A 21051-nucleotide genomic window follows, 5' to 3' on the forward strand; every position below is an offset into this window, starting at 1 on the left:
CTTCATTCTACTTGGGCAGGGAAATGGTGCAGTGCACTGCTGAACGCAGCGACAATCTCCTTACACGATCAGCTTGCCCTCGATGGAATCGTCGAGCGTCTTGTCGATGACGGCGCCCACCACCATCTTGGCGCCGGCAATCGCCTGGCCGTGCTTGTTGTCCCAGTAATAGCCGCCCTTCGGGATCACCTGGATGAGGGTGATGCGCGGATCATCCTCGCCTTCAGTGAACCAGGTCTTGAGCATGAAGTCCCACAACTCCTTGATCTTCGCCTTGTCCTTCGAGACGACCGCATGCGCGTCGAGCTCCATGAAGCCGGCGTGGGTGCTTTCCTGGAAGAACAGCTTCACCTGCGGATCGGCGGCCAGCTCGGCGTTTTTATGGCTGTCGCTGGCGCTCATGAACCACAGGTTGCCGGCGTCGTCAGCCTGCAGCAGGCTCATCGGCCGCACGCCGCCGTCGGCGCCCGTGCCGTTCCTGGTGCAGAAGAAGCAGGTTTTCGCGTCCTCGGCCATTTTCTTGATGCGAGCCAGCGCTTCGGCGCCGTGCAGGTCGCGGTAGTTTTCTTCGGGTTGGTTCTTGTTGATCGAATCCATGTCAAATCTCCTGAGGGCCTCCTGGCCGATGAGACCACTCTACGCGGATGCGGATGTTCCGTATGTTGGCGGACTCACGTTCGCGGCACCACCCTGCTCGGCGCGGGTACGGGCGTATTCGGGCAAGCCATCGGCCGTGTGCATCCAGCGCAGGCGTTCCTGGACAAAGGTATGGTCTTGGGGCGGCATGCTGTCCGGATCGTCGAGGCTGGCGCTGGCGATGTCGATTTCTTCCGGCGTACGGTCGTCCTGGAACGTCAATGTCGTGCCGCAGGCCGCGCAAAAGCCGCGCAGCACATGTGCGCTGGAGCGGTAAGTGGCGGGATTGCCGTGCGAGAAACGCATCTCGACGGTGTGCGCCGTAAACCAGGCGACGGCCGGAGCGCCGGCGATGCGGCGGCAATCGCGGCAATGGCACAAGGTGCTGTGAAAGACCTCGCCATCGACGACATAGCGGACTGCGCCGCAGTAACAGCCTCCTTGCAACAGCATGATTGCCTCCGCGCCGGTTTGGTCACATAGGCCAGCATAGGCGAGAGGGCGAGGCTGCGCAAACGCCCGGCCCAATCGAAGCGGGCGAATTGCCTTGCCACTGGCGCAAGCCAAGGGCGGCACGGATCACGGGAACTACAAGAAGCGGTCCAGGATCTTCCTGCTGTGCTTGTCGATCCTGAACATGTCGCGCACCAGGAAATTGATCCCATGGTTGTCCGAAATGAGCAGCGAGGCCTCGCCCACGCGGCGGATGTCCTCGTCGACTTTCAGGACGAATTCGGTGTCGCCGCGGTCGGTTTTCACGGTCCAGGTGCAGGGGGTGGCGAAACTCGAGACACCGCGGATGTGCAGGATCTCGGGAATGAATTCACGGCCGTCGAGTTCCTCGGTAACGAGTGCGCGGATGGCCTCGGGGGCGCCGGCCAGGTCGTCGATCCAGGCCACTTCCTTGCCGCCCTCGCGCACCAGCGAAATGCCGCGCGTGGGCGCCTGGATCGGAAAGGCGCGTACCGGAATCACACCGGCGACGTCGACGCCGTCCTCGCCCGTGAAGATCAGTTTGCCGAAGCTGTCGCGGCGCAGTTGGAAAGGCATGCTCATTGGTCTTCTTTCTCGTCCATTTCCTGGTCCACGTTGCGCGCCTGCGCTTCGTAGAGGCGGTGGTAGGCACCTTCGCGCGCCATGAGCACATCGTGGCTGCCCTCTTCCACCACCACGCCGCGATCGAGCACGATCAGGCGGTCGGCGCGGTGCAGGGTCGACAGGCGGTGGGCGATGGCGATCGTAGTGCGGCCCTGCACCAGGTTGTCGAGCGCCTTCTGGATTTCCTTTTCGGTTTCCGAGTCCACCGACGAGGTCGCTTCATCCATGATCAGGATCGGCGGGTCGATCAGGAGCGCGCGCGCAATCGAAATGCGCTGGCGCTCGCCGCCGGACAGGCCCTGGCCGCGCTCGCCCACCATCGAATCGTAGCCCTGCGGCAGGCGCAGGATGAATTCGTGGGCATGCGCGGCGCGCGCGGCGGCGATGATTTCCTCGCGCGTCGCCTTGGGCTTGCCGTAGGCGATGTTTTCGGCAATCGTACCGAAGAACAGGAAAGGCTCCTGCAGCACCAGGCCGATGTTGCGGCGGTAGTCGGCCACGGCAAAGCTGCGGATGTCCACGCCGTCGAGCAGGATCGCGCCTTCGGCCACATCGTAGAAGCGGCAGATCAGGTTGACCAGGGTGCTCTTGCCGGAGCCGCTATGCCCGACCAGGCCGATCATTTCGCCAGCCTTGATGTTCAGGGAAATGCCGCGGTTCACAGCCCGGTTACCGTAGCGGAAGCCCACTTCGCGCAGCTCGATATTGCCCTGCACCTTGGGCACCTTCGCCGGGTTTACCGGGTCCGGCACGCTCGAGACGTGGTCGAGGATGTCGAAGATGCGCTTGGCGGCCGAGGCCGATTTTTGCGTGACCGAGACGATGCGGCTCATCGAATCGAGGCGCACATAGAAGCGGCCGCTGTAGGCGATGAAGGCCGACAGCGTGCCCACCGTGATTTCGCCGCGCGACACCTGCCAGATGCCGAAACACCAGATCACCAGGAGGCCGAGTTCGGTCAGAAAACTGACGGTCGGCGAGAACAGCGACCAGACCTTGTTCAGCTTATCGTTCACATGCAGGTTGTGCTTGTTCGCTTCGCGAAAGCGCGCCGCTTCCCGCTTTTCCTGGGCAAAGGCTTTCACGACGCGGATGCCGGGAATCGTATCGGCCAGCACATTGGTCACCTCGCCCCAGACGCGGTCGATCTTTTCGAAGCCGGTGCGCAGGCGGTCGCGCACGACGTGAATCATCCAGGCAATGAAGGGCAGCGGCGCCAGCGTCACCAGGGCCAGCCAGGGATTGATCGTAAACAGGATCACGCCGGTCATGATGATCATCAGGACGTCGGACAGGAAGTCGAGCAGGTGCAGCGACAGGAACACGCAGATACGGTCCGAGCCGCTGCCGATGCGGCTCATAAGGTCACCGGTGCGCTTGCCGCCGAAAAACTCGAGCGACAGTTTCAGCAAGTGTTCGTAGGTCGTCGAGCGCAGGTCGGCGCCCATGCGCTCGGACACCAGCGCCAGCACATAGGTCTTGGCCCAGCCCAGCGCCCAGGCCAGCACGGCCGAGGCCAGCAGGCCGCCCATGTACAGGTAGACCAGCTTGTCGTCGATCTTCTGGCCGTTCTGGTACGGAATGAGCACGTCGTCCATCAGCGGCATGGTCAGATAGGGCGGAATCATGTGCGCCGCCGTACTGCCCAGCATCAGCAGGAAACCGAGCAGCAGCTGGCCACGGTAGGGCATGGCGAAACGCCACAGCCGGAACAGGGTCCAGGTCGAGGGCGGCGTGTGCACCACCTTGGCGCAGATCGGGCACTCTTCCTGATCCGGCTCCAGGGGCGCCTTGCAGCTCGGACAGGTGAGCTGCTCCGGGGCCAGCACCGGCATGCCGGTCTCGATGCTTTTCACCTGCTCGGCAAAGGCATCGGCCACGCGGATTGCCTGCAGGTTCTGGCCGAGCGTAAAGCGCCAGTGGGCCAGCCGGCCTGCTCCATCGACCAGTTCGATGTGGCCGACGCCGGCATGGTCGTGATGCTGCAGCTTCAGGCCGCCCTGGAGGGTCCAGTCGCGCCAGAGCGCTTCGCCCGGTGCACGCGACAACAGGCGCCGGTCGGTGACGACCAGCACGCCTTTGGTAAAACGTAATTTTGCGTCGAGGTCAACCTCCACGCCTGTCAGCGCGTTTTCCCCTGGTGCAAGCTGTTTCCGAACGTCATCGTGCCAGTCATCTGGAATGAATCCGCCGGGAAGCACCAGCGGGTTCGGAGAAGCAAGTTCTTGATTTGTCATTGAGTCGCTGCCCGTCGTGGGCCTGTTCTGGGCATGTTCTGAATAGATGGGGTAACGCGGTGACCGGCTCAGCGGTTTACATAAGGCAAGAAAAAACTTCGCTTGCGGAGCAAAACAGGTCGGGCGAAGTTGCCCATTGGCATAAAGTAGTACAGCACTGTAAGCTTCGGGCCGGCGAGTATATAACACATGTGCACTGCATAAGCGGGTTTGGGTGCGGTAGCGCACAGGCAGGCAAACATAGGCAACGCCATCATGGTCGTTAGCAGATACCGATGGCAAGACATCAATACATGACAAAGAAGAAAGACATCCAGTTTCTCCGTGTAACGCATCTGCGCGGACCAAATATCTGGACCTACCGACCGGTGATCGAAGCCTGGCTCGACATCGGCGAGCTGGAAGACTTCCCCTCGAACACCCTGCCCGGCTTCACCCAACGCCTGACCAGCTGGCTGCCCGGCCTGATCGAGCACCGCTGCGGCGTCGGCGAACGCGGCGGCTTCCACGAGCGCCTGGAAACCGGCACCTGGGCCGGCCATATCCTCGAACATGTCGTGCTCGAGCTGCAGAACATGGCCGGCATGAAGACCGGCTTTGGCAAGACCCGCTCGACCGGCGAGCATGGCGTCTACAAGATGGCCTTCCGCACGCGCGACGCCCTTGTCGGCCGCGCGGCGCTCGATGCCGGGCACCGCCTGCTGATGGCAGCGATCAACGACGACGCCTTCGACGTACAGGACACTGTGGCGAGCCTGACCGAACTGGTCGACCGCTACTGCCTCGGCCCGTCGACCGCCCATATCGTCGACGCCGCCACCGACCGCCGCATTCCCTCGATCCGCCTCACCGAAGGCAACCTGGTGCAGCTCGGCCACGGCGCCGCCCAGCGCCGCATCTGGACCGCCGAAACCGACCGCACCAGCGCGATTGCCGAAAGCATCGCCAGCGACAAGGACCTGACGAAGAACCTGCTGGCATCGTGCGGCGTGCCGGTGCCGGAAGGCGCCCTGGTGCGCAGCGCGGACGCCGCATGGGAAGAGGCCCAGGACATCGGCCTGCCGGTGGTGATGAAACCGGTCGACGGCAACCATGGCCGCGGCGTGACGCTCAACCTGATGAGCGAAGCCGAGGTGCGCACCGCCTATGCGCGTGCCGCTGCCGCCGGCGACAGCAGCGCCGTGCTGGTCGAGCGCTTCATCCCCGGCAACGAGCACCGCCTGCTGGTGGTCGGCAGGCAGGTCGTGGCAGTGGCGCGCGGCGAGTCGCTGTGGGTCACGGGCGACGGCGTGTCGAACATCGTCCAGCTGTGCGACAGCCAGATCAATACCGACCCGCGCCGCGGCGACACCGAGGAGCATCCGCTCGGCCGCGTCACGCCGGACGACAGCGATATCGTCCTCGAGCTGCAGCGCCAGGGCTTGACGATCGACTCGGTGCCGCAGGCCGGGCAAAAGGTGCTGATCCAGGTGAACGGCAACGTCTCGGACGACGTAACGAACCTGATCCACCCGGAAGTGGCGCATGTGGCGGCCCTGGCCGCGCGCGTGGTGGGCCTGGACATCGCCGGCATCGACCTCGTGTGCGAAGACATCGCGCGCCCGCTCGCGCAGCAGCGCGGCGCGATCATCGAAGTCAATTCGAGCCCGGGCCTGCTGGCCCACATCAAGCCGGCCAGCGGCGAACCGCGCAACGTCGGCGCCGCCATCATCGACCACCTGTTCGCCAGTGGCGAGAATGGCCGCATTCCGGTGGTCGGCATCACCGGCACGCTCGGCACCAGCCTGATCGCGCGCCTGCTCGGCTGCCTGCTCAATGCCGCCGGCAAGCATGCGGGCGTGGCCAACGGCGAGGGCCTGTATCTCGACGGGCGCCAGGTGCACAAGGGCGACTGCACCGGCTTCGCCTCCGGCGAGCGCCTGCTCATCAACCGCAACGTCGACGCCGCCGTCTTCGAATCGAACCCGCGCGGTATCCTCGCCGGCGGCCTGCCCTACGACCGCTGCACGGTGGGCGTGGTGACCGACATGGGCAGCCTGGCCGAGGTCCATGAATTCCATGTGACGGACCCCGAGGCGCTGGCCGCCGTGGTGCGCTGCCAGGTCGACGTGATCCTGTCCAAGGGCGCGGCCGTGCTGAACGCGGATGATGCGGGAGTCGCGCAGCTGGCCGAACTGTCCGACGGGCGCGTGATTTTCTATGCGATGGACGAGTCCAATCCGGTGCTGGCGCAGCATCGCGCAAGCGGCGAGCGCGCCGTCTTTGCACGCAACAACCACATCGTGCTGGCCGAAGGCAGCGCCGAAACGCGGCTGCTCGACCTCGGCAAGATCCAGCCGGCCACCGTCAAGCATCCGGCCAGCGTGCTCGCCGCGACCGCCGCGGCCTGGGCGCTCGGCCTGCAGCACGACCTGATCTGCGGCGGCCTGCGCGCTTTCGATGCGACGCCCAAGAAGTCGACCATTAAAAATTAAAAAACGTCCCGGCCCGCCGCGATGACAACAAAGGAATGACGGTTTATGGAAGTATCACGCGTACGGGCCCTGCGGGGCCCTAACCTCTGGAGCCACCACACCTCGGTCGAGGCGATCGTCGCCTGCACGCCGGGCGAAGAATCGATCGCCGCCTTGCCCGGCTTCGAGACGCGCCTGCGCGCACGATTTCCCCAGCTCGGCCAGTTGCAGCCGCTCGGCCACGAGGAAGACGCGCTCGACCCGGTACCGCTGGCCGAAGTGCTGGAAATCGCAGCGCTGGCCCTGCAGGCCGAAGCCGGCTGTCCCGTCACTTTTTCGCGCACCACCGCCACCGTCGAAGCCGGGATCTACCAGGTCGTGGTCGAGTACTCGGAGGAAGTTGTCGGGCGCCTGGCGCTCGAACTGGCCCAGCAGCTGATCGAGGCCGCCCGCAAGGACGCCCCCTTCGACCTGCAGGCCGCCCTGAGCCGCCTGCGCGAACTCGATGAAGACGTGCGCCTGGGTCCTTCGACCGGCGCCATCGTGCAGGCCGCCATCGAGCGCAACATCCCCTGGCGCCGCCTGACCGAAGGCAGCCTCGTCATGTTCGGCTGGGGCAGCAAGCAGCGCCGCATCCAGGCCGCCGAGATCGACGCCACGGGCGCGATCGCCGAGACCATCGCCCAGGACAAGGAACTGACCAAGCGCCTGCTGGACGCCGCCGGCGTGCCGGTGCCGCTCGGGCGGGTTGCCGTCGATGCCGACGACGCCTGGCTCGCCGCCCAGGAGATCGGCCTGCCGGTCGTGCTAAAACCGAAAGACGGCAACCAGGGCAAGGGCGTGACGGTCAACATCACGACCAGAGAACAGATCGCGGCCGCCTTCCACTCGGCCAGCGAGTTCCGCGACGACATCCTGGTCGAACGCTACCTGCCGGGCCACGACTATCGCCTGCTGGTCATCGGCGACAAGCTGGTCGCCGCCGCGCGCCGCGATCCGCCGATGGTGGTCGGCGACGGCGTCCACACGGTGCGCGAGCTGGTCGACCAGGTCAATCTCGACCCGCGCCGCGGCAACGGCCACTCGACCTCGCTGACCAAGATCCGCTTCGACGACATCGCCCTGGGCAGCCTGTCCAAGCAGGGGCTGCAAGCAGACTCGGTGCCCGTCAAGGGGCGCCGTGTCACCCTGCGCAACAACGCCAACCTGTCCACCGGCGGCGCCGCCACCGACGTCACCGACGACGTGCATCCGGAAGTGGCGGCGCGCGCGATCGCGGCGGCGCACATGGTGGGCCTCGACATCTGCGGCGTCGACCTGATGTGCGACAGCGTCCTGAAACCGATCGAGGAGCAGAACGGCGGCATCGTCGAAGTGAACGCCGCGCCGGGCCTGCGCATGCATCTGTCGCCCTCGTTCGGCAAGGGCCGCGACATCGGCGGCGCCATCGTCGACATGATGTTCAAGGATGGCGACAACGGCCGCATCCCGGTCGTGGCCGTGACTGGCACGAATGGGAAAACCACGACCGTGCGCCTGATCGCGCATCTGCTCACCAGCTCGGGCCTCCGTACCGGCATGACCAATACCGACGGCGTCTATATCGAGGGACGCCGCATCGACAGCGGCGACTGCAGCGGACCGCGCAGCGCGCGCAACGTGCTGCTGCACCCGGACGTCGACGCGGCCGTGTTCGAGACCGCGCGCGGCGGCCTGCTGCGCGAAGGCCTGGCTTTCGACCGCTGCCAGGTGGCCGTGGTGACCAACATCGGCGCCGGCGACCACCTCGGCCTGAACTACATCACCACGCTGGAAGACCTCGTGGTGCTGAAACGCGTGATCGTGCAGAACGTGATCGAGGGCGGCATGGCCGTGCTCAACGCGGCCGACCCGACGGTGGCCGCAATGGCGGAAAACACGAAAGGCGACGTCACCTATTTCGCCCAGGACGGCGGCCATCCGATCATCGCCATGCACCGCGCCCAGGGCCGGCGCGTCGTGTTCGTGGAAGACGGCTTCCTGGTCTGCGCCCAGGGCAAGATGGAAACCCGGATTACCCTGCTTGAAGTGCCGATCACGCGCGGCGGCGTGATCGGCTTTCAGGTCGAGAACGTGATGGCCTCGGTGGCGGCGGCATGGGCCGTGGGTCTCGACTGGGACAAGATCCGCCTCGGCCTGAAAACCTTTGTCGGCGAAAGCGACAATGCACCAGGGCGCTTCAACGTCTTCGATTACCGCGGCGCGACCCTGATCGCCGACTACGGCCACAATCCGGACGCGATTGCGGCGCTGGTGTCGGCGGTGGAGAACATGCCGGCCAAGCGGCGCCTGGTCGTGATCAGCGGCGCGGGAGATCGCCGCGACCAGGACATCACGCAGCAAACGCAGATCCTCGGCGCGGCTTTCGACGACGTGCTGCTCTACCAGGACCAGTGCCAGCGCGGCCGGCCCGACGGCGAAGTGGTCGCCCTGCTGCGCCGGGGCCTGAGCGGCGCCACGCGCACCAGCCATGTCGAGGAGATCGACGGCGAGTTCGTCGCGATCGACCGCGCCCTTGCCCGCCTCTCCGAAGGGGATTTGTGCCTGATCCTGATCGACCAGGTCGATGCGTCGCTGGCGCACATCGCGCAGCGGGTAGCAGAGGCGTCGCAATAAAACGTCCATGCTCGCACCGGAACAATTTTTTGGCTTCCTGCTGGCTGCCATCCTGCTGACCGCTTCACCCGGCCCCGACAACCTGATGGTGCTCGGCCTGGGCATGTCGAAAGGCCGCAAGCAGGGCATGGTGTTCGGCCTGGGTTGCGCGCTGGGCTGCCTGAGCCACACGCTGCTGGCGGTGATCGGCGTGAGCGCGGTGATCGCAGCATCGCCGATGGCGTTTACGGCGCTGCGCGTGGGGGGCGGCCTGTACCTGCTCTGGCTGGGATACAACGCGCTACGCAGCAGTGGCGGCCAGGCCGCTGGCAAGCCGGACGCCCCCCAACAATCGCTGCGCAACTTGTTCGCCAAGGGCTTGCTGGCGAACGCCATCAATCCGAAGGTGGTGCTGTTTTTCCTGTCGCTGCTGCCGCAGTTCGTGATTCCCGCCAACGGCAATGTCGCGGCCCAGATGCTGGCGCTCGGCGTGACGTTTACAGTGCAGGCAGCGGTCCTGTTCGGGCTGCTCGGTTATTTCGCGGGAGCAGTCGGCGCCTGGCTGGAACGCAAGCCGGGCGCCGGCAAATGGCTGGACCGGCTCACGGGTGGGGTGTTCATTGCGCTTGGTGTGAAGCTGATCGTGTCGCGCTGACGCGACGCAGATCAGCGCCGGCGGCGCGCGCGCATCCCCATCAGTCCCAGGCCCAGTCCCAGCATCGCCAGCGTGGCCGGCTCCGCCACTTCGGCAGGTTCGAAGGCAATGTCCAGCGAGGCCGAGAAGAATTCAAGCGGGTCGCCATTGGAGAGATCCGTCAGGAACAGCGTCCAGCTGCCGAACAAATCCATGCCGTCGAACAGCGCCAGTGATTCCGCCGGACGGAAGCTGCCTTCCTGCACGCGCGGACCGGCGGCCTGCAAGGCTTCGTCGTCGAAAGTGACGCTGACGCGGCCGGCGCCACTGCCGGGCGAGCCGGCCTCGTAGGTGGCGAAGGCCTCCACCAGGATGACCGACTGCCCATCCGGCCCGGTCAGGACCAGTGAAAATTCGTTCTCGAAGGGTGAACCGCGGCCGATGCAGGCATCGCCCATCGGCCCGATCGGCGGATCGTCGCATTTCGAGAATTCGACCGTGATGTTCACGTCGGTAACGCGACCGCGTTCGGTCACGTTTAATGCACGTGTTTCTTCCCTACCGTCGACCATGCCATAGACATTATTCGTGGCCACTACGGCGGCCGAGGCGCTGGCACATGCGAGGAAGGTAAGGATTACCGCAGCAAGACGACGGGCAGCTAGGTTCATTTGCACTCCTTGTTATGGACATGGTCATTTAAGCAATTTTTGCGCCATGTGCGAAATTTTCTGACAAATCATGGACTTATCCAGCTTCATGCAAGGAGGATAAGGCAAGTGTAAGAAGCGTCGACAAAGCGCGGAGTGTGCTAGCTAATGGCCGAAATAGCGCAGCTCGAGAGATTTTGCAGCCGACGACGAAGCGTGTGCGCCTATGGGAGCCTCATCTATACAATAAGGGTGACCCTTTCAACCTTCCACCAGGAGAGCGTCCATGACCCACATCCAACTGGAACGCCGCAACGACCTCCATCGCGAGCACCTGGTCGATGTCGCGCTCGGGCTGAAGAAGGCGCACGGCGCCGAGCTGGCGCGCGACTATCTCGAGGAGGTCGCCGTCCCGGAAAGCATCATCCGGCGCATCCTGTCCGGGCGCGGCATCCGCGACACCGCGCCGGACGACGAGCCCGACGACCTGGGAATGGAATGGCTGAAGCCACGGTCAAGGTAATTGCCAGTCCGTCAGCTCCCGTCCAGCCGATGGGGTTAAAATGTCGTTCCTGGCTCGGCAAAGCCCTGCCTTAGCGAACTCCACAGAAATGACCACCGTCCCCAACGAAATCAACGCCGCCGCGGCCAAGAGCAGCCTATCCGAAAAAGTCACGCCGATGATGGCGCAATACCTGCGCATCAAGGCTGACTACCCGACCATGCTGGTGTTCTACCGGATGGGCGACTTCTACGAGCTGTTCCACGAAGACGCCGAAAAGGCCGCGCGCATTCTCGGCATCACGCTGACCGCGCGTGGCGCCTCGAACGGCAACCCGATCAAGATGTGCGGCGTGCCTTTCCATTCGCTCGACGGCTACCTCGGCAAACTCGTGAAACTCGGCGAATCGTGTGCGATATGCGAGCAGATCGGCGACCCGGCGCTGTCCAAGGGGCCGGTCGAGCGCAAGGTAGTGCGCGTGGTCACGCCCGGCACCCTGACCGATTCCGACCTGCTGCCCGAAAAGGCCGAGCGTTCGCTGCTGGCCGTGTGCAGCCTGCCGAACCGCAAGAGCGTCACCACCGGCCTGGCCTGGCTGTCGCTGGCCAGCGGCGCCTTGCGCTTGATGGAATTTTCGGGCGAGCCGCGTGCGGTGGCGGCGCGCCTGGCGCAGGAGCTCGAGCGCATCGCCCCGGCCGAGATCCTGCGCGCCGACAGTGGCGAGCTGCTCGAGGACGATCACTTCGCGCACACCCAGCGCGTGCCCGACTGGCATTTCGATGTAGTCAAGGGCCACCGCGCCCTGGTCGAGCAGCTGAACGTCGCCACGCTCACCGGCTTCGGCGCCGATGGCCTGGGCGCCGCCTTCGGCGCGGCCGGCGCGCTCTTGCGCTATGCGCAGGCGACCCAGGGACGCGGCCTGCAGCACGTCAACAGCCTCGCGGTCGAAAGCGAGAACGAATTCATCGGCCTGGACGCCGCCACCCGGCGCAACCTGGAGCTGACGGAAACCATCCGCGGCCAGGAGTCGCCGACCCTGTTTTCGCTGCTGGACGCCTGCCGCACGGCGATGGGCTCGCGCCTGCTGCGCCACTGGCTGCACCACGCCCGGCGCGACCAGTCGGTTGCACGCGCGCGCCATGAGGCGATCGAGGCGCTGGCCCAGGGCGACGCCGCCCCCGGCTTGTCCGGCACGCTGGGGCAAGTGCCCGACATCGAGCGCATCACCACGCGCATCGCCCTGTCCTCGGCGCGCCCGCGCGACCTGGCCTGCCTGCGCGACGGCCTGACGCAATTGCCGGCCTTGCGCGAGCAGGTGGCGCGCTGCTTCATTCCGGGCGACTCCTGCCTGCTGCGCGCGCTGCACGATGCAATCGATACCCCGGTGCCCTGCCTCGACCTGCTCACGCGCGCAGTGGCGCAAGAGCCGAGCGCAATGGTGCGTGACGGCGGCGTGTTCGCACGCGGTTTTGACGCCGAACTCGACGAACTGCGCGCGCTGTCGGAGAACGCCGGCCAGTTCCTGGTCGACCTGGAGACGCGCGAGCGCGCCCGCACCGGCATCGCCAACCTGCGCGTCGAGTACAACCGGGTGCACGGCTTTTATATCGAAGTCACCCACGGCCAGACCGACAAGGTGCCGGACGATTACCGTCGCCGCCAGACCCTGAAAAACGCCGAGCGCTACATCACGCCCGAGCTGAAAGCGTTCGAAGACAAGGCGCTGTCGGCCCAGGACAAGGCGCTGGTGCGCGAAAAGGCGCTGTACGAGGAACTCCTGCTGTGCCTGGCGCCGCACATCGGCGAGCTGCAGCGGGTGGCGGCCGGCCTGGCCCAGCTCGACACGCTGGTGGCCCTGACGCGCCATGCGCTGGCCAACAACTGGTGCGCGCCGCAGCTGGTCGACGCGCCCTGCCTCACCATCGTCGAGGGCCGCCATCCGGTGGTGGAAAAGCAGATCGAGCGCTTCATCGCCAACGACTGCAGGCTGTCGAACGAGCGCCGCCTGCTCTTGATCACCGGCCCCAACATGGGCGGTAAATCGACCTTCATGCGCCAGACCGCGCTGATCGTGCTGCTGGCCTATGTCGGCAGCTATGTGCCCGCCAGCAGCGCCACCATCGGCCCGATCGACCGCATCTTCACCCGCATCGGCGCCAACGACGACCTGGCCGGCGGCCGCTCGACCTTCATGGTCGAGATGACCGAATCGGCGGCGATCCTGAACGGCGCCACCGAGCACTCGCTGGTGCTGATGGACGAAGTCGGGCGCGGCACCTCTACTTTCGATGGCCTGGCGCTGGCCTGGGCGATTGCGCGCCACCTGATCGACAACAGCCGCAGTTTTACCCTGTTCGCGACCCATTATTTCGAGCTGACCCAGCTGCCCGAGTCCCACCCGAGCGCGGCCAACGTGCACCTTTCGGCGGTCGAGCACAAGGACACGATCGTGTTCCTGCACGCGGTGCAGGATGGGCCGGCCTCGCAGAGCTACGGCCTGCAGGTGGCGCAGCTGGCGGGGGTGCCGCCGACGGTGATCAAGGCCGCGCGCAAGCACCTGGCGCGGCTCGAATCGCAGGCGGTCGGCACGACGCCGCAGCTAGACCTGTTCGCACTGCCCGGCGCGCACGAGCAACAGGAAGACGATGCCGGGCCGGCGCTGGAGGCGGCGCCGTCGCCGCTGCTCGAGGCCCTGGCCGGCATCGATCCGGACGCCCTGACGCCGCGCGAAGCCCTCGAGCAGCTGTACGAACTGAAGCGTCTCGCCGCCTGATGCGCTTGACGACCCTGATCCGGCCACCCTCAGCCACCCTGCTGCTCACCGCCGCGCTGGCTGCCTGCCTGGCTGCGCCAGCCGGCGCGCGCGACGGCAACCGCGCCCCCGGCGACAGCGACGACCACCGCTTCGGCGTCATCGGCCACAGCTTCGCCTTGCCGGGCGACGAACGCTTCAAGCAGGCGCTGGCCGAGACGGCCGACAAGTCGCTCGCCTTTGTGGTCGTCACCGGCATCAAGGCCGCCCACGAGCCTTGTGGCGACAAGCTGTACCAGGAACGGCTCGACTTGCTCGACAAGGTCAGGCGGCCGGTGATCGTCCTGCCTGCCGGCAGCGACTGGACCGAGTGCCGCAACAGCGGCGGGCGCACGAATGCCGTCGAACGCCTGAACCGGATGCGCGAACTGTTCCATGGCGAGTCGAATTCGCTCGGTGCGAAGAAGATGCCGCTCACCCGCCTGTCGATGAGCCCGCGCTTTCGCAGTTATGCCGAGAACGCCTGGTGGAGCGTGGACAAGGTGCTGTACGCCACCGTGAACCTGCCGGCGAATAACAACCACTACCTGGCCGCGGCCGGGCGCAACAGCGAATACGAAGACCGCCTGGTGGCGAACCGCTTCTGGCTCAATCGCCTCTTCACGCTGGCGCGGCGCGACAAGCTCGATGCGATCGTGCTGTTTTCGGAAGGCGACCTGAAACCGCTATTGGCCGAACCAACCGGTTTTCGCCGCCTGCTGCGCCGTACGCCGGTCACCTACGATGGCTTTGCATCGATGCGCAAGCAGGTGCAGGCGCTGGCCACGCGTTTCGAGGGCAAGGTGCTGCTGGTCGACAGCGCAGCCTTGCCGCAGAAGGCGCAGCCGGTCATCGAATGGCGCGGCAATGTCGGGCACGTGTCGGTGGGGGGCGAGGCGGTCGAGGTGAAGGTGACGCCGGGGGGCAAGGCCTTGTTTACCTTGCGGGGTGCGGGAGAATAAACCAGGGCGGCCGTGATGCCGCCGCCCCGGCCGTCAAGCGATCAATGCAGCGGCTGGCTACGGAAATGGTCGCCTGCTTCGCCTTCGTCGTCACCGTGGTGGTGACCGTGGGCGCCGTGCACGTGGCCGTGGGCGATTTCTTCGGCGGTGGCTTCACGCACGTCGACCACCGACAGTTCAAAGCGCAGCGCCATGCCGGCCAGCGGATGGTTACCGTCCAGCACGACCTTGTCGTCGGCAATTTCGGTGACGGTGAAGATCATCGCCTCGTCGTCGGCGCCGTCGGCCATGCCTTCGAATTGCATGCCCACTTCCAGCGGTTCCGGCAGCAGCTTGCGGTCTTCGACCTTGACCAGCTCGGCGTCGTAGTCGCCGAACGCGTCTTCCGGCTCCACTTGCAGGGTCGTCGCATAGCCGGCTTCCTTGCCATCGAGCTCTTCTTCGATCTTCGGCAGGGTGTTCTCGTAACCGCCGTGCAGGTAGACCATCGGCTGCACGCCTTCTTCGATCAGGTTGTTTTGTGCGTCCGACAGTTTGTAGTTCACCGTCACGACCGTATTTTGGGCAATCTTCATCGCACTTCCTTTCGTTGTTAGGCGCCGATTATAACCTCGCCTCGGTTTCAGCCGCAGTGGCGCCCGCCGAATGTGTGCCAGCTATAATGAGGCATGAAAAAATTACAGCTCCTGGGGAATATTACTCCCGCCCAGTTCCTGCGCGATTACTGGCACAAGAAGCCGCTCCTGATCAAGGGCGCCATTCCCGGCTTCAAGCCGCTGCTCACGCTCGACCAGCTGCTCGAAGCGGCCAGGCAGAACCATGTCGAGTCACGCCTGGTCACGCAGGCCGATGGCGACTGGGACATGCAGCAGGGGCCCCTGCTGGAAACGCCGACGCGCAGCCAGCGTGCGTGGACGCTGCTGGTGCAGGGCGTGAACCTGCTGGACGAGCGTGCCGATGCGCTCCTGCGCGAGTTCCGCTTCATTCCCGATGCACGCCTGGACGACCTGATGGTCAGCTATGCCACCGATGGCGGCGGCGTCGGTCCCCATTTCGATTCCTACGACGTGTTCCTGCTGCAGGCGCAGGGCAAGCGGCGCTGGAAGATCAGCGCCCAGCAAGACCTGTCGCTGGTCGAGGGCCTGCCCATGAAAATCCTGTCGAACTTCGTGGCCGAAGAAGAGTACGTGCTGGAGCCAGGCGACATGCTCTACCTGCCGCCGCAATACGCGCACGACGGCGTGGCCGAGGGCGAGTGCATGACCTATTCGATCGGCTTCCGTTCGCCCTCCTACCAGGAACTCGGCGAAGCCTTTTTGCAGTTCATGGCCGACTCGATCGACCTGCCGGGCCGCTATGCCGACCCGGAGCTGCAGCCGGCGAAGAACCCGGCCGAAATCCCGCGCGAGATGCTGGCCAACATCACCGAAGAACTGAACAAGGTGCGCTTCGACGAGGAAGACGTCACCATCTTCTTCGGCGAATACATGTCCGAGCCGAAGCACAACGTGTTCTTCACGCCGCCGGCCAAGCCGCTGACGGTCGGGCGCTTCATGGAAACTGCCGGCAAGCGCGGCCTGAAGCTGTCGCCGAAGAGCCTGATGCTGTACCGCGGCAAGCACGTGTTCATCAATGGCGAGTCGTTTGCCGTCAGCCGCGCCGATAAAGTCGTGCTGGACGTCCTGGCCAACGACAGGCGCCTCGATGGCGCCACGCTGGCCAAGGCCTCCGACGACGTGCTCGAGGCGCTGTATACCTGGTATGCGGACGGCTGGATCGAGCTGGGCTGACGCCATGAACGAGCCCATGGCGCCCTCCCCACTCATCCCTTTCGACACCCGCCGCGAGCTGGAACGCCATTTCCGCGCGCTGCTGGAACGGGCGCAAGGCCGGCTCGACCTGTTCGATCCCGATTTTGATGTGTATCCGCTGGGCGCGGTCGATGTCGAGGCGCGGCTGCGCGCTTATCTGCGCGCCGGCGGCATGCTGCGCCTGGCGCTGCACGATACGGGCCACCTCGAGCGCCATGCGCCGCGCTTCCTGCGCGTGCTGCGCGACTATGGCCACAGCGTCGAATGCCGCCAGACGCCATGTTCGCTGCGCCACCTGACCGATTCCTTTGCGCTGGCCGACGGCCTGCACGTCATTCGACGCTTTCACAGCGATCACCTGCGTGGCGAAGCCGCTTTCGACACGCCGGCTGCGCTGGAGTTGCCGGCGCACCGTTTCGAGGCCCTTTGGGAAGAATCGCTGCCGACCCTGGCCGCGTCCGTGACTGGCCTGTAGTTTTGTCCTAATTTCAACGAATTGGGCGTTTTTCCCGGGTCGGTAGCATTTTGTAACAAAGTTAAGCATAACAAGTCACAAAATACTTCCATTTTGGCATGAGTTTTCTATTGCGATTAGATAAATTTGGCTATAATATCGGGTTAGGAAGGTTCCGTTGTCTATCAAGCACTGTTACCAGTATGAAAGCACACGAGAATTCCAACGAGCGATAATTACCGGTAATTATTCATCGCAACAAAAGCACTTACTTAATTAAGGAAAAACCATGAAAAAATCCCTGCTGATCGTCTCCCTGATGGCTGTTGCTCTGGCTGCTTGCTCGAAAAAAGAAGCTGAAGTCACCACGACCACCACCCCAGCTGCTACCGAAATGCCAGCTGCAACGACCACCACCACCACCGACACCACCACCGTCGCTCCAGCAACCACCACCACCACCGACACCGCTGTTACCCCAGCTGCTGACGCTGCTGCTGCTGCTGCTACCGCTTCGGCTGCTGCTGCTGAAGCCGCTTCGGCTGCTTCGACCGCTGCTGACGTCGCTGCTGACGCTGCAAAGAAGTAATCAGCTAACCGCTGATTGGAAAAACCGGCCTGCGGGCCGGTTTTTTTACGCCTGACGGTTCGTAGGGGTTCGACAGTAGCGTCCCGCGATGCATATGCCGGACCGCATGGGCATGAATGGCTACCCTACAAACGAAAAAAACCGGCCGAGGCCGGTTTTTTCAATGCGACACCAAATTACTTCAGCTCGTCATTCAGCAGCGACAGGATCTTCGCCGCGGTCGGCGATGCATCCGCCTTGCCGCTGCCGTCCTGCACCGTCACGCTGCTCACGCTGGCGTTCGGCTCGGCCTTGACCAGCACGCGGTAGCGCTGGGCTTCCTTGGCCTTTTCGGAGTCGCCAAAGCTGAACAGGCGCTTGATGAAGCCATCCGGGTTGCTGCCGTCTGGATCGACGTAGCGCACGAAATAGATACCCTGTACGCGATCGCGGTCTTCGACGGTGAAGCCGACGCGGTCGAGCGCCAGGCCGACACGGCGCCAGGCGCGGTCGAAACCTTCGTTGACCTCGATGCTGTCCTTCATCAACCTGGCTTGCTGCGGCGCGACGACGGCGTTGGCGACGGTCGCTTCGGCGGCCTTCACCTGGGTCGGCTCGGTGGCGCCGGTCAGGCGCGCCACCATGCGGCTGAGGTACTGGGCTTCGAGCGTCGGGTCGTTCGGACGCACGGTCCAGACGGTGGTTTCCTTTTGCGCGCCGGACAGCACTTCCTCGGCGCCGCGGTGGCTGATGTAGATCTCGGTCGAGCCATCCGGCAGGCGCTCGAGGCGGGTGCGGTACTTGTCGCGCTCGCCAGTCGAATAGGCACGGTCGAACACGCGGCCCAGGGTGCGGCGCAGCATGTCCTGCGGAATCTTCGAACGATTTTCAGCCCACTCGGTTTCCATGATGCCCGTCGTGCTGGACTCGCTGGCGATCGTGAAACCGGCGTCGAGCCAGAACTGGCGCACTTGCGGCCAGACCTGTTCGGGCGCCTGCTTGACGACGATCCAGCGCTGGTCGCCGGAACGCTCGACGCGCACGGCGTCGGTCGCGACCGGGCCGATCGGGCTGGAAGACGCCACGACATCGCTGCCGCCGGCGGCCGCAGGGCCGGCGCCGGCGCCTGCCTGCATGCCGGAGGCGGTTGCCGTGCCGCGGCCTTCCGGGGCGGCATAGCGGTTGTCCTTCTGGAGCTGGGTCAGGTCCGGCGGCACTTCGAGCGGGCTTGCCTTTTTGGATCCTTTGTAGTCGACCTTGTCGGATTCGAAAATGGTGGTGCAGGCCGTCAGGCTCAGCGCCAGGGCGGACAGTGCCAGGACGCGTGCGGCAGGTGCGAAAGTCGTTTTGTTGCTTTTAGTCATATCGTTGCGATTTCAGATCTGGAAAACCAACACCCTTGCGGGACTCAGGATTGCGGGACGAGGCCGGCCTCGCGCAGTGCGGCGCGAACGGTGTCGTGGAAGGGATGGGACAAGGGGGCCAGCGGCAGGCGCAGGCCATGGGCCATCTTGCCCATTTCCGCCAGTGCCCATTTGACCGGCACCGGATTCGGTTCGACGAACAGCCTGGCGTGCAATTGCAGCAGGCCGTTGTTGATCTCGATGGCGCGGGCGATATCGCCGGCCATGGCGGCCACGCACAAGTCGTGCATGGCGCGCGGGGCGACGTTGGCGGTAACCGAAATATTGCCGGCGCCGCCGCAGAACATCAGCGCCATCGCGGTCGGATCGTCGCCCGAGTAGACGGCAAAGGATTTGTCGACCATCTGCAGCAACTCGATGCCGCGCCCGATGTTGCCGGTGGCGTCTTTCACGCCAACGATGCTTGGAATCGACGCCAGGCGCACGATGGTCTCGTTGCTCATGTCGGCAACCGTGCGGCCCGGCACGTTGTACAGGATGATCGGCAGGTCGACCGCTTCGGCAATGGCCTTGAAGTGGCGGTACATGCCTTCCTGGGTCGGACGGTTGTAGTACGGTACCACCTGCAGCGAGGCGTCGGCGCCGACTTCCTTCGCGTAACGGGTCAGCGCGATGGCCTCGACCGTCGAGTTGCCGCCGCTGCCGGCGATCACCGGGATGCGGCCGGCCGTGTGGTCGACCGCCAGCTTGATCAGCTCGCCATGCTCTTCCGGGCTGACGGTGGCCGATTCGCCGGTGGTGCCGACGATGACGATGCCGTCGGTGCCTTCGGCAACGTGCCAGTCGATCAACCGGCGCAGGCTGTCCCGGTCGAGACTGCCGTCGTCGAACATCGGCGTGACGATTGCTACTATGCTGCCCTTAATCATAATCAGTGGTACGTGCCGAAAAAGAAAATCTGATTGTAGCGGATCGTCCGCCAATATGGTTCATTCACTGCCAGATAAATGGTCGAGCTTCGCCGTGGATTGCGCGAATCCGCGCCCGCCGGCGCACAGGCGCTGCACCCGCGCCGGCTTCGGTTCGGCGACGATCCCGTCCTCGAAGGCGAGCACGCCCAGGCCGGCCACGGCGGCCACTTCCAGCAGTTCGCCGGGACGCAGCAGGAAAGCCGGATTCGACGGTTTGCCGAAGGCTTCGTTACCGAGCGCGAAGGTTTCGTAAAGCAGGACGCCGCCTGGCGCCAGGCTGGCGCACAGCTGCGCCAGCAGGGGCCGGTGCAGGTAGTTGGTGACGACGATGCCGGCGAAACGCCCGGCCGCGAAAGGCCAGGGGGCAGCGTCGGCTTCCAGGTCAAGCTCGAGCGTGACGATGCCAGGGCCCGCCGCCGCGGCCAGCGCCTCTGCATCGCGGTCCACCGCGACGACCCGGTGCCCCAGTCCGGCGAACAGGCGCGCATGGCGCCCGCTGCCGCAGGCCAGGTCGAGTACCTCCCCGGCCGGGACCAGCGGCGCGAAGCGGCGTACCCAGGCGGAGGCGGCGGTTGTGGCTGCGTGCATCAGTTCAAGAAGAAAGTGAAGGGCACGGCGAGCAGCTCGACCAGCTGGGCGCCCATCCACATCACCGGCTGCACCCAGAACGAGAGCACGCCGAAGTAGAGCAGCGCCAGCAGCACGAAGAAGCCGTAGGGCTCGATCTTCGCGAATTTGAAAGCCAGCCGGTTCGGCAGCATGCTCGTCAGCACGCGTCCGCCATCGAGCGGCGGCAGCGGGAACAGGTTGAAGGCGAACAGCAGCAGGTTCGTGATCAGGCCGGCGCGCGCCACCGCGTGCGGGAATTTCTCGCTCACGTCGAATGCGCCGAGCAGCGCGCCAACTACAAGCCACATCAGGGCCATCACGAGGTTCGCCAGCGGGCCGGCCAGTGCGACCCAGGCCATGTCGCGCTTCGGGTTGCGCAGGTTGCCAAACTGAACCGGCACCGGCTTGGCATAGCCGAACACGAAGCCGCTCGTCACGTACAGCGCGATCGGAATGATGATGGTGCCGAACAAATCCACGTGCACCAGCGGATTGAGCGTCATGCGTCCCTGTGCATAGGCCGTGTTGTCGCCGAAATAGCGAGCGACATAGGCATGGGCGGCTTCGTGCAAGGTGATCGCGAAAAGAACGGGCAGCGCATAGACTGCGATGTTGCGAATGATTTCATCCATAGGGGAGCGATTCTAGCAGAGCCGGGCACAGCGGCCCGGCGGGTG

At 64.9% G+C, this 21051-nt stretch carries 19 protein-coding genes; 9 read left to right on the top strand and 10 right to left on the bottom strand.

All coding sequences use genetic code 11. The features are described from left to right. Positions 1 to 60 precede the first annotated feature (60 nt). The 4 genes from AC56KZ_RS05985 to AC56KZ_RS06000 all read right to left on the bottom strand — a co-directional run bounded on the left by AC56KZ_RS05985 (position 61) and on the right by AC56KZ_RS06000 (position 3971). Entirely contained in the window at positions 61 to 597 is a 537-nt protein-coding gene (locus AC56KZ_RS05985; protein ID WP_497161236.1) for a pyridoxamine 5'-phosphate oxidase family protein, read from the bottom strand. Between the two features lie 39 nt (positions 598 to 636). After that, positions 637 to 1089 carry a GFA family protein gene (locus tag AC56KZ_RS05990; RefSeq protein ID WP_497161237.1) on the bottom strand — a complete coding sequence of 151 codons (453 nt, stop codon included), beginning with the start codon at positions 1087 to 1089 and terminating at the stop codon, positions 637 to 639. Positions 1090 to 1224: 135 nt separating this feature from the next. Further along, positions 1225 to 1692: a cyanophycin metabolism-associated DUF1854 family protein gene (locus AC56KZ_RS05995; protein WP_497161238.1), complete on the bottom strand. Its 468-nt coding sequence runs from the start codon at positions 1690 to 1692 to the stop codon at positions 1225 to 1227. After that, entirely contained in the window at positions 1689 to 3971 is a 2283-nt protein-coding gene (locus tag AC56KZ_RS06000) for a cyanophycin metabolism-associated ABC transporter (RefSeq protein ID WP_497161239.1), read from the bottom strand. Before AC56KZ_RS06000 ends, AC56KZ_RS05995 begins: the two co-directional genes overlap by 4 nt. 293 nt (positions 3972 to 4264) lie before the next feature. Between AC56KZ_RS06000 and AC56KZ_RS06005 the strand changes: the two genes are divergently transcribed. Genes AC56KZ_RS06005 through AC56KZ_RS06015 form a run of 3 tightly spaced genes read left to right on the top strand, consistent with a single transcriptional unit; the run spans position 4265 to position 9713 of the window. Then, on the top strand, positions 4265 to 6445 hold the full coding sequence (locus AC56KZ_RS06005) for a cyanophycin synthetase (protein ID WP_497161240.1): 2181 nt from the start codon (positions 4265 to 4267) through the stop codon (positions 6443 to 6445). A 45-nt stretch (positions 6446 to 6490) separates the two neighbouring features. Next, positions 6491 to 9079 (top strand): cyanophycin synthetase, encoded by a 2589-nt coding sequence (gene cphA, locus AC56KZ_RS06010; protein ID WP_497161241.1) that lies wholly within the window; start codon positions 6491 to 6493, stop codon positions 9077 to 9079. 7 nt (positions 9080 to 9086) lie between these two features. Further along, entirely contained in the window at positions 9087 to 9713 is a 627-nt protein-coding gene (locus AC56KZ_RS06015) for a LysE family translocator (RefSeq protein WP_497161242.1), read from the top strand. 11 nt (positions 9714 to 9724) lie between these two features. Here AC56KZ_RS06015 and AC56KZ_RS06020 read toward each other — a convergent pair whose 3' ends face one another. Then, positions 9725 to 10228: a PEP-CTERM sorting domain-containing protein gene (locus AC56KZ_RS06020; protein WP_497161243.1), complete on the bottom strand. Its 504-nt coding sequence runs from the start codon at positions 10226 to 10228 to the stop codon at positions 9725 to 9727. A gap of 400 nt (positions 10229 to 10628) precedes the next feature. On the opposite strand from AC56KZ_RS06020, the gene AC56KZ_RS06025 reads away from it, so the two are divergent. The 3 genes from AC56KZ_RS06025 (at position 10629) to AC56KZ_RS06035 (ending at position 14597) form a co-directional block, all read left to right on the top strand. Next, the gene (locus AC56KZ_RS06025; RefSeq protein ID WP_497161244.1) at positions 10629 to 10865 is read left to right on the top strand and encodes a hypothetical protein; all 237 of its coding nucleotides are present in this window, start codon (positions 10629 to 10631) and stop codon (positions 10863 to 10865) included. Positions 10866 to 10953: 88 nt separating this feature from the next. Continuing rightward, positions 10954 to 13617 (top strand): DNA mismatch repair protein MutS, encoded by a 2664-nt coding sequence (mutS, locus tag AC56KZ_RS06030; RefSeq protein ID WP_497161245.1) that lies wholly within the window; start codon positions 10954 to 10956, stop codon positions 13615 to 13617. After that, entirely contained in the window at positions 13617 to 14597 is a 981-nt protein-coding gene (locus tag AC56KZ_RS06035) for a hypothetical protein (protein WP_497161246.1), read from the top strand. The genes mutS and AC56KZ_RS06035 overlap by 1 nt, the downstream gene beginning before the upstream one ends. A gap of 41 nt (positions 14598 to 14638) precedes the next feature. Here AC56KZ_RS06035 and AC56KZ_RS06040 read toward each other — a convergent pair whose 3' ends face one another. After that, positions 14639 to 15172: an FKBP-type peptidyl-prolyl cis-trans isomerase gene (locus tag AC56KZ_RS06040; RefSeq protein ID WP_497161247.1), complete on the bottom strand. Its 534-nt coding sequence runs from the start codon at positions 15170 to 15172 to the stop codon at positions 14639 to 14641. Positions 15173 to 15265: 93 nt separating this feature from the next. On the opposite strand from AC56KZ_RS06040, the gene AC56KZ_RS06045 reads away from it, so the two are divergent. The 3 genes from AC56KZ_RS06045 (at position 15266) to AC56KZ_RS06055 (ending at position 17451) form a co-directional block, all read left to right on the top strand. After that, positions 15266 to 16387, top strand: coding sequence for a JmjC domain-containing protein (locus AC56KZ_RS06045; RefSeq protein ID WP_497161248.1), 1122 nt, complete (start codon positions 15266 to 15268; stop codon positions 16385 to 16387). A 4-nt stretch (positions 16388 to 16391) separates the two neighbouring features. Continuing rightward, positions 16392 to 16883 carry a DUF7931 domain-containing protein gene (locus AC56KZ_RS06050; protein WP_497161249.1) on the top strand — a complete coding sequence of 164 codons (492 nt, stop codon included), beginning with the start codon at positions 16392 to 16394 and terminating at the stop codon, positions 16881 to 16883. A 268-nt stretch (positions 16884 to 17151) separates the two neighbouring features. Then, positions 17152 to 17451: a hypothetical protein gene (locus AC56KZ_RS06055; protein ID WP_497161250.1), complete on the top strand. Its 300-nt coding sequence runs from the start codon at positions 17152 to 17154 to the stop codon at positions 17449 to 17451. 176 nt (positions 17452 to 17627) lie between these two features. On the opposite strand, the gene bamC is transcribed toward AC56KZ_RS06055, so the two are convergent. From bamC to AC56KZ_RS06075, 4 genes are read right to left on the bottom strand one after another with little or no spacing between them, the layout of a single operon-like run. Then, positions 17628 to 18794 (bottom strand): NlpB/DapX family lipoprotein, encoded by a 1167-nt coding sequence (bamC, locus tag AC56KZ_RS06060; protein WP_497161251.1) that lies wholly within the window; start codon positions 18792 to 18794, stop codon positions 17628 to 17630. Positions 18795 to 18838: 44 nt separating this feature from the next. Continuing rightward, positions 18839 to 19723: a 4-hydroxy-tetrahydrodipicolinate synthase gene (dapA, locus tag AC56KZ_RS06065; protein ID WP_497161252.1), complete on the bottom strand. Its 885-nt coding sequence runs from the start codon at positions 19721 to 19723 to the stop codon at positions 18839 to 18841. A gap of 60 nt (positions 19724 to 19783) precedes the next feature. Beyond that, entirely contained in the window at positions 19784 to 20353 is a 570-nt protein-coding gene (locus AC56KZ_RS06070; RefSeq protein WP_497161253.1) for a class I SAM-dependent methyltransferase, read from the bottom strand. Further along, positions 20353 to 21006: a site-2 protease family protein gene (locus AC56KZ_RS06075; RefSeq protein ID WP_497161254.1), complete on the bottom strand. Its 654-nt coding sequence runs from the start codon at positions 21004 to 21006 to the stop codon at positions 20353 to 20355. The genes AC56KZ_RS06070 and AC56KZ_RS06075 overlap by 1 nt, the downstream gene beginning before the upstream one ends. Positions 21007 to 21051: the final 45 nt, after the last annotated feature.

Source organism: Telluria sp. LT2P34, from assembly GCF_059685915.1.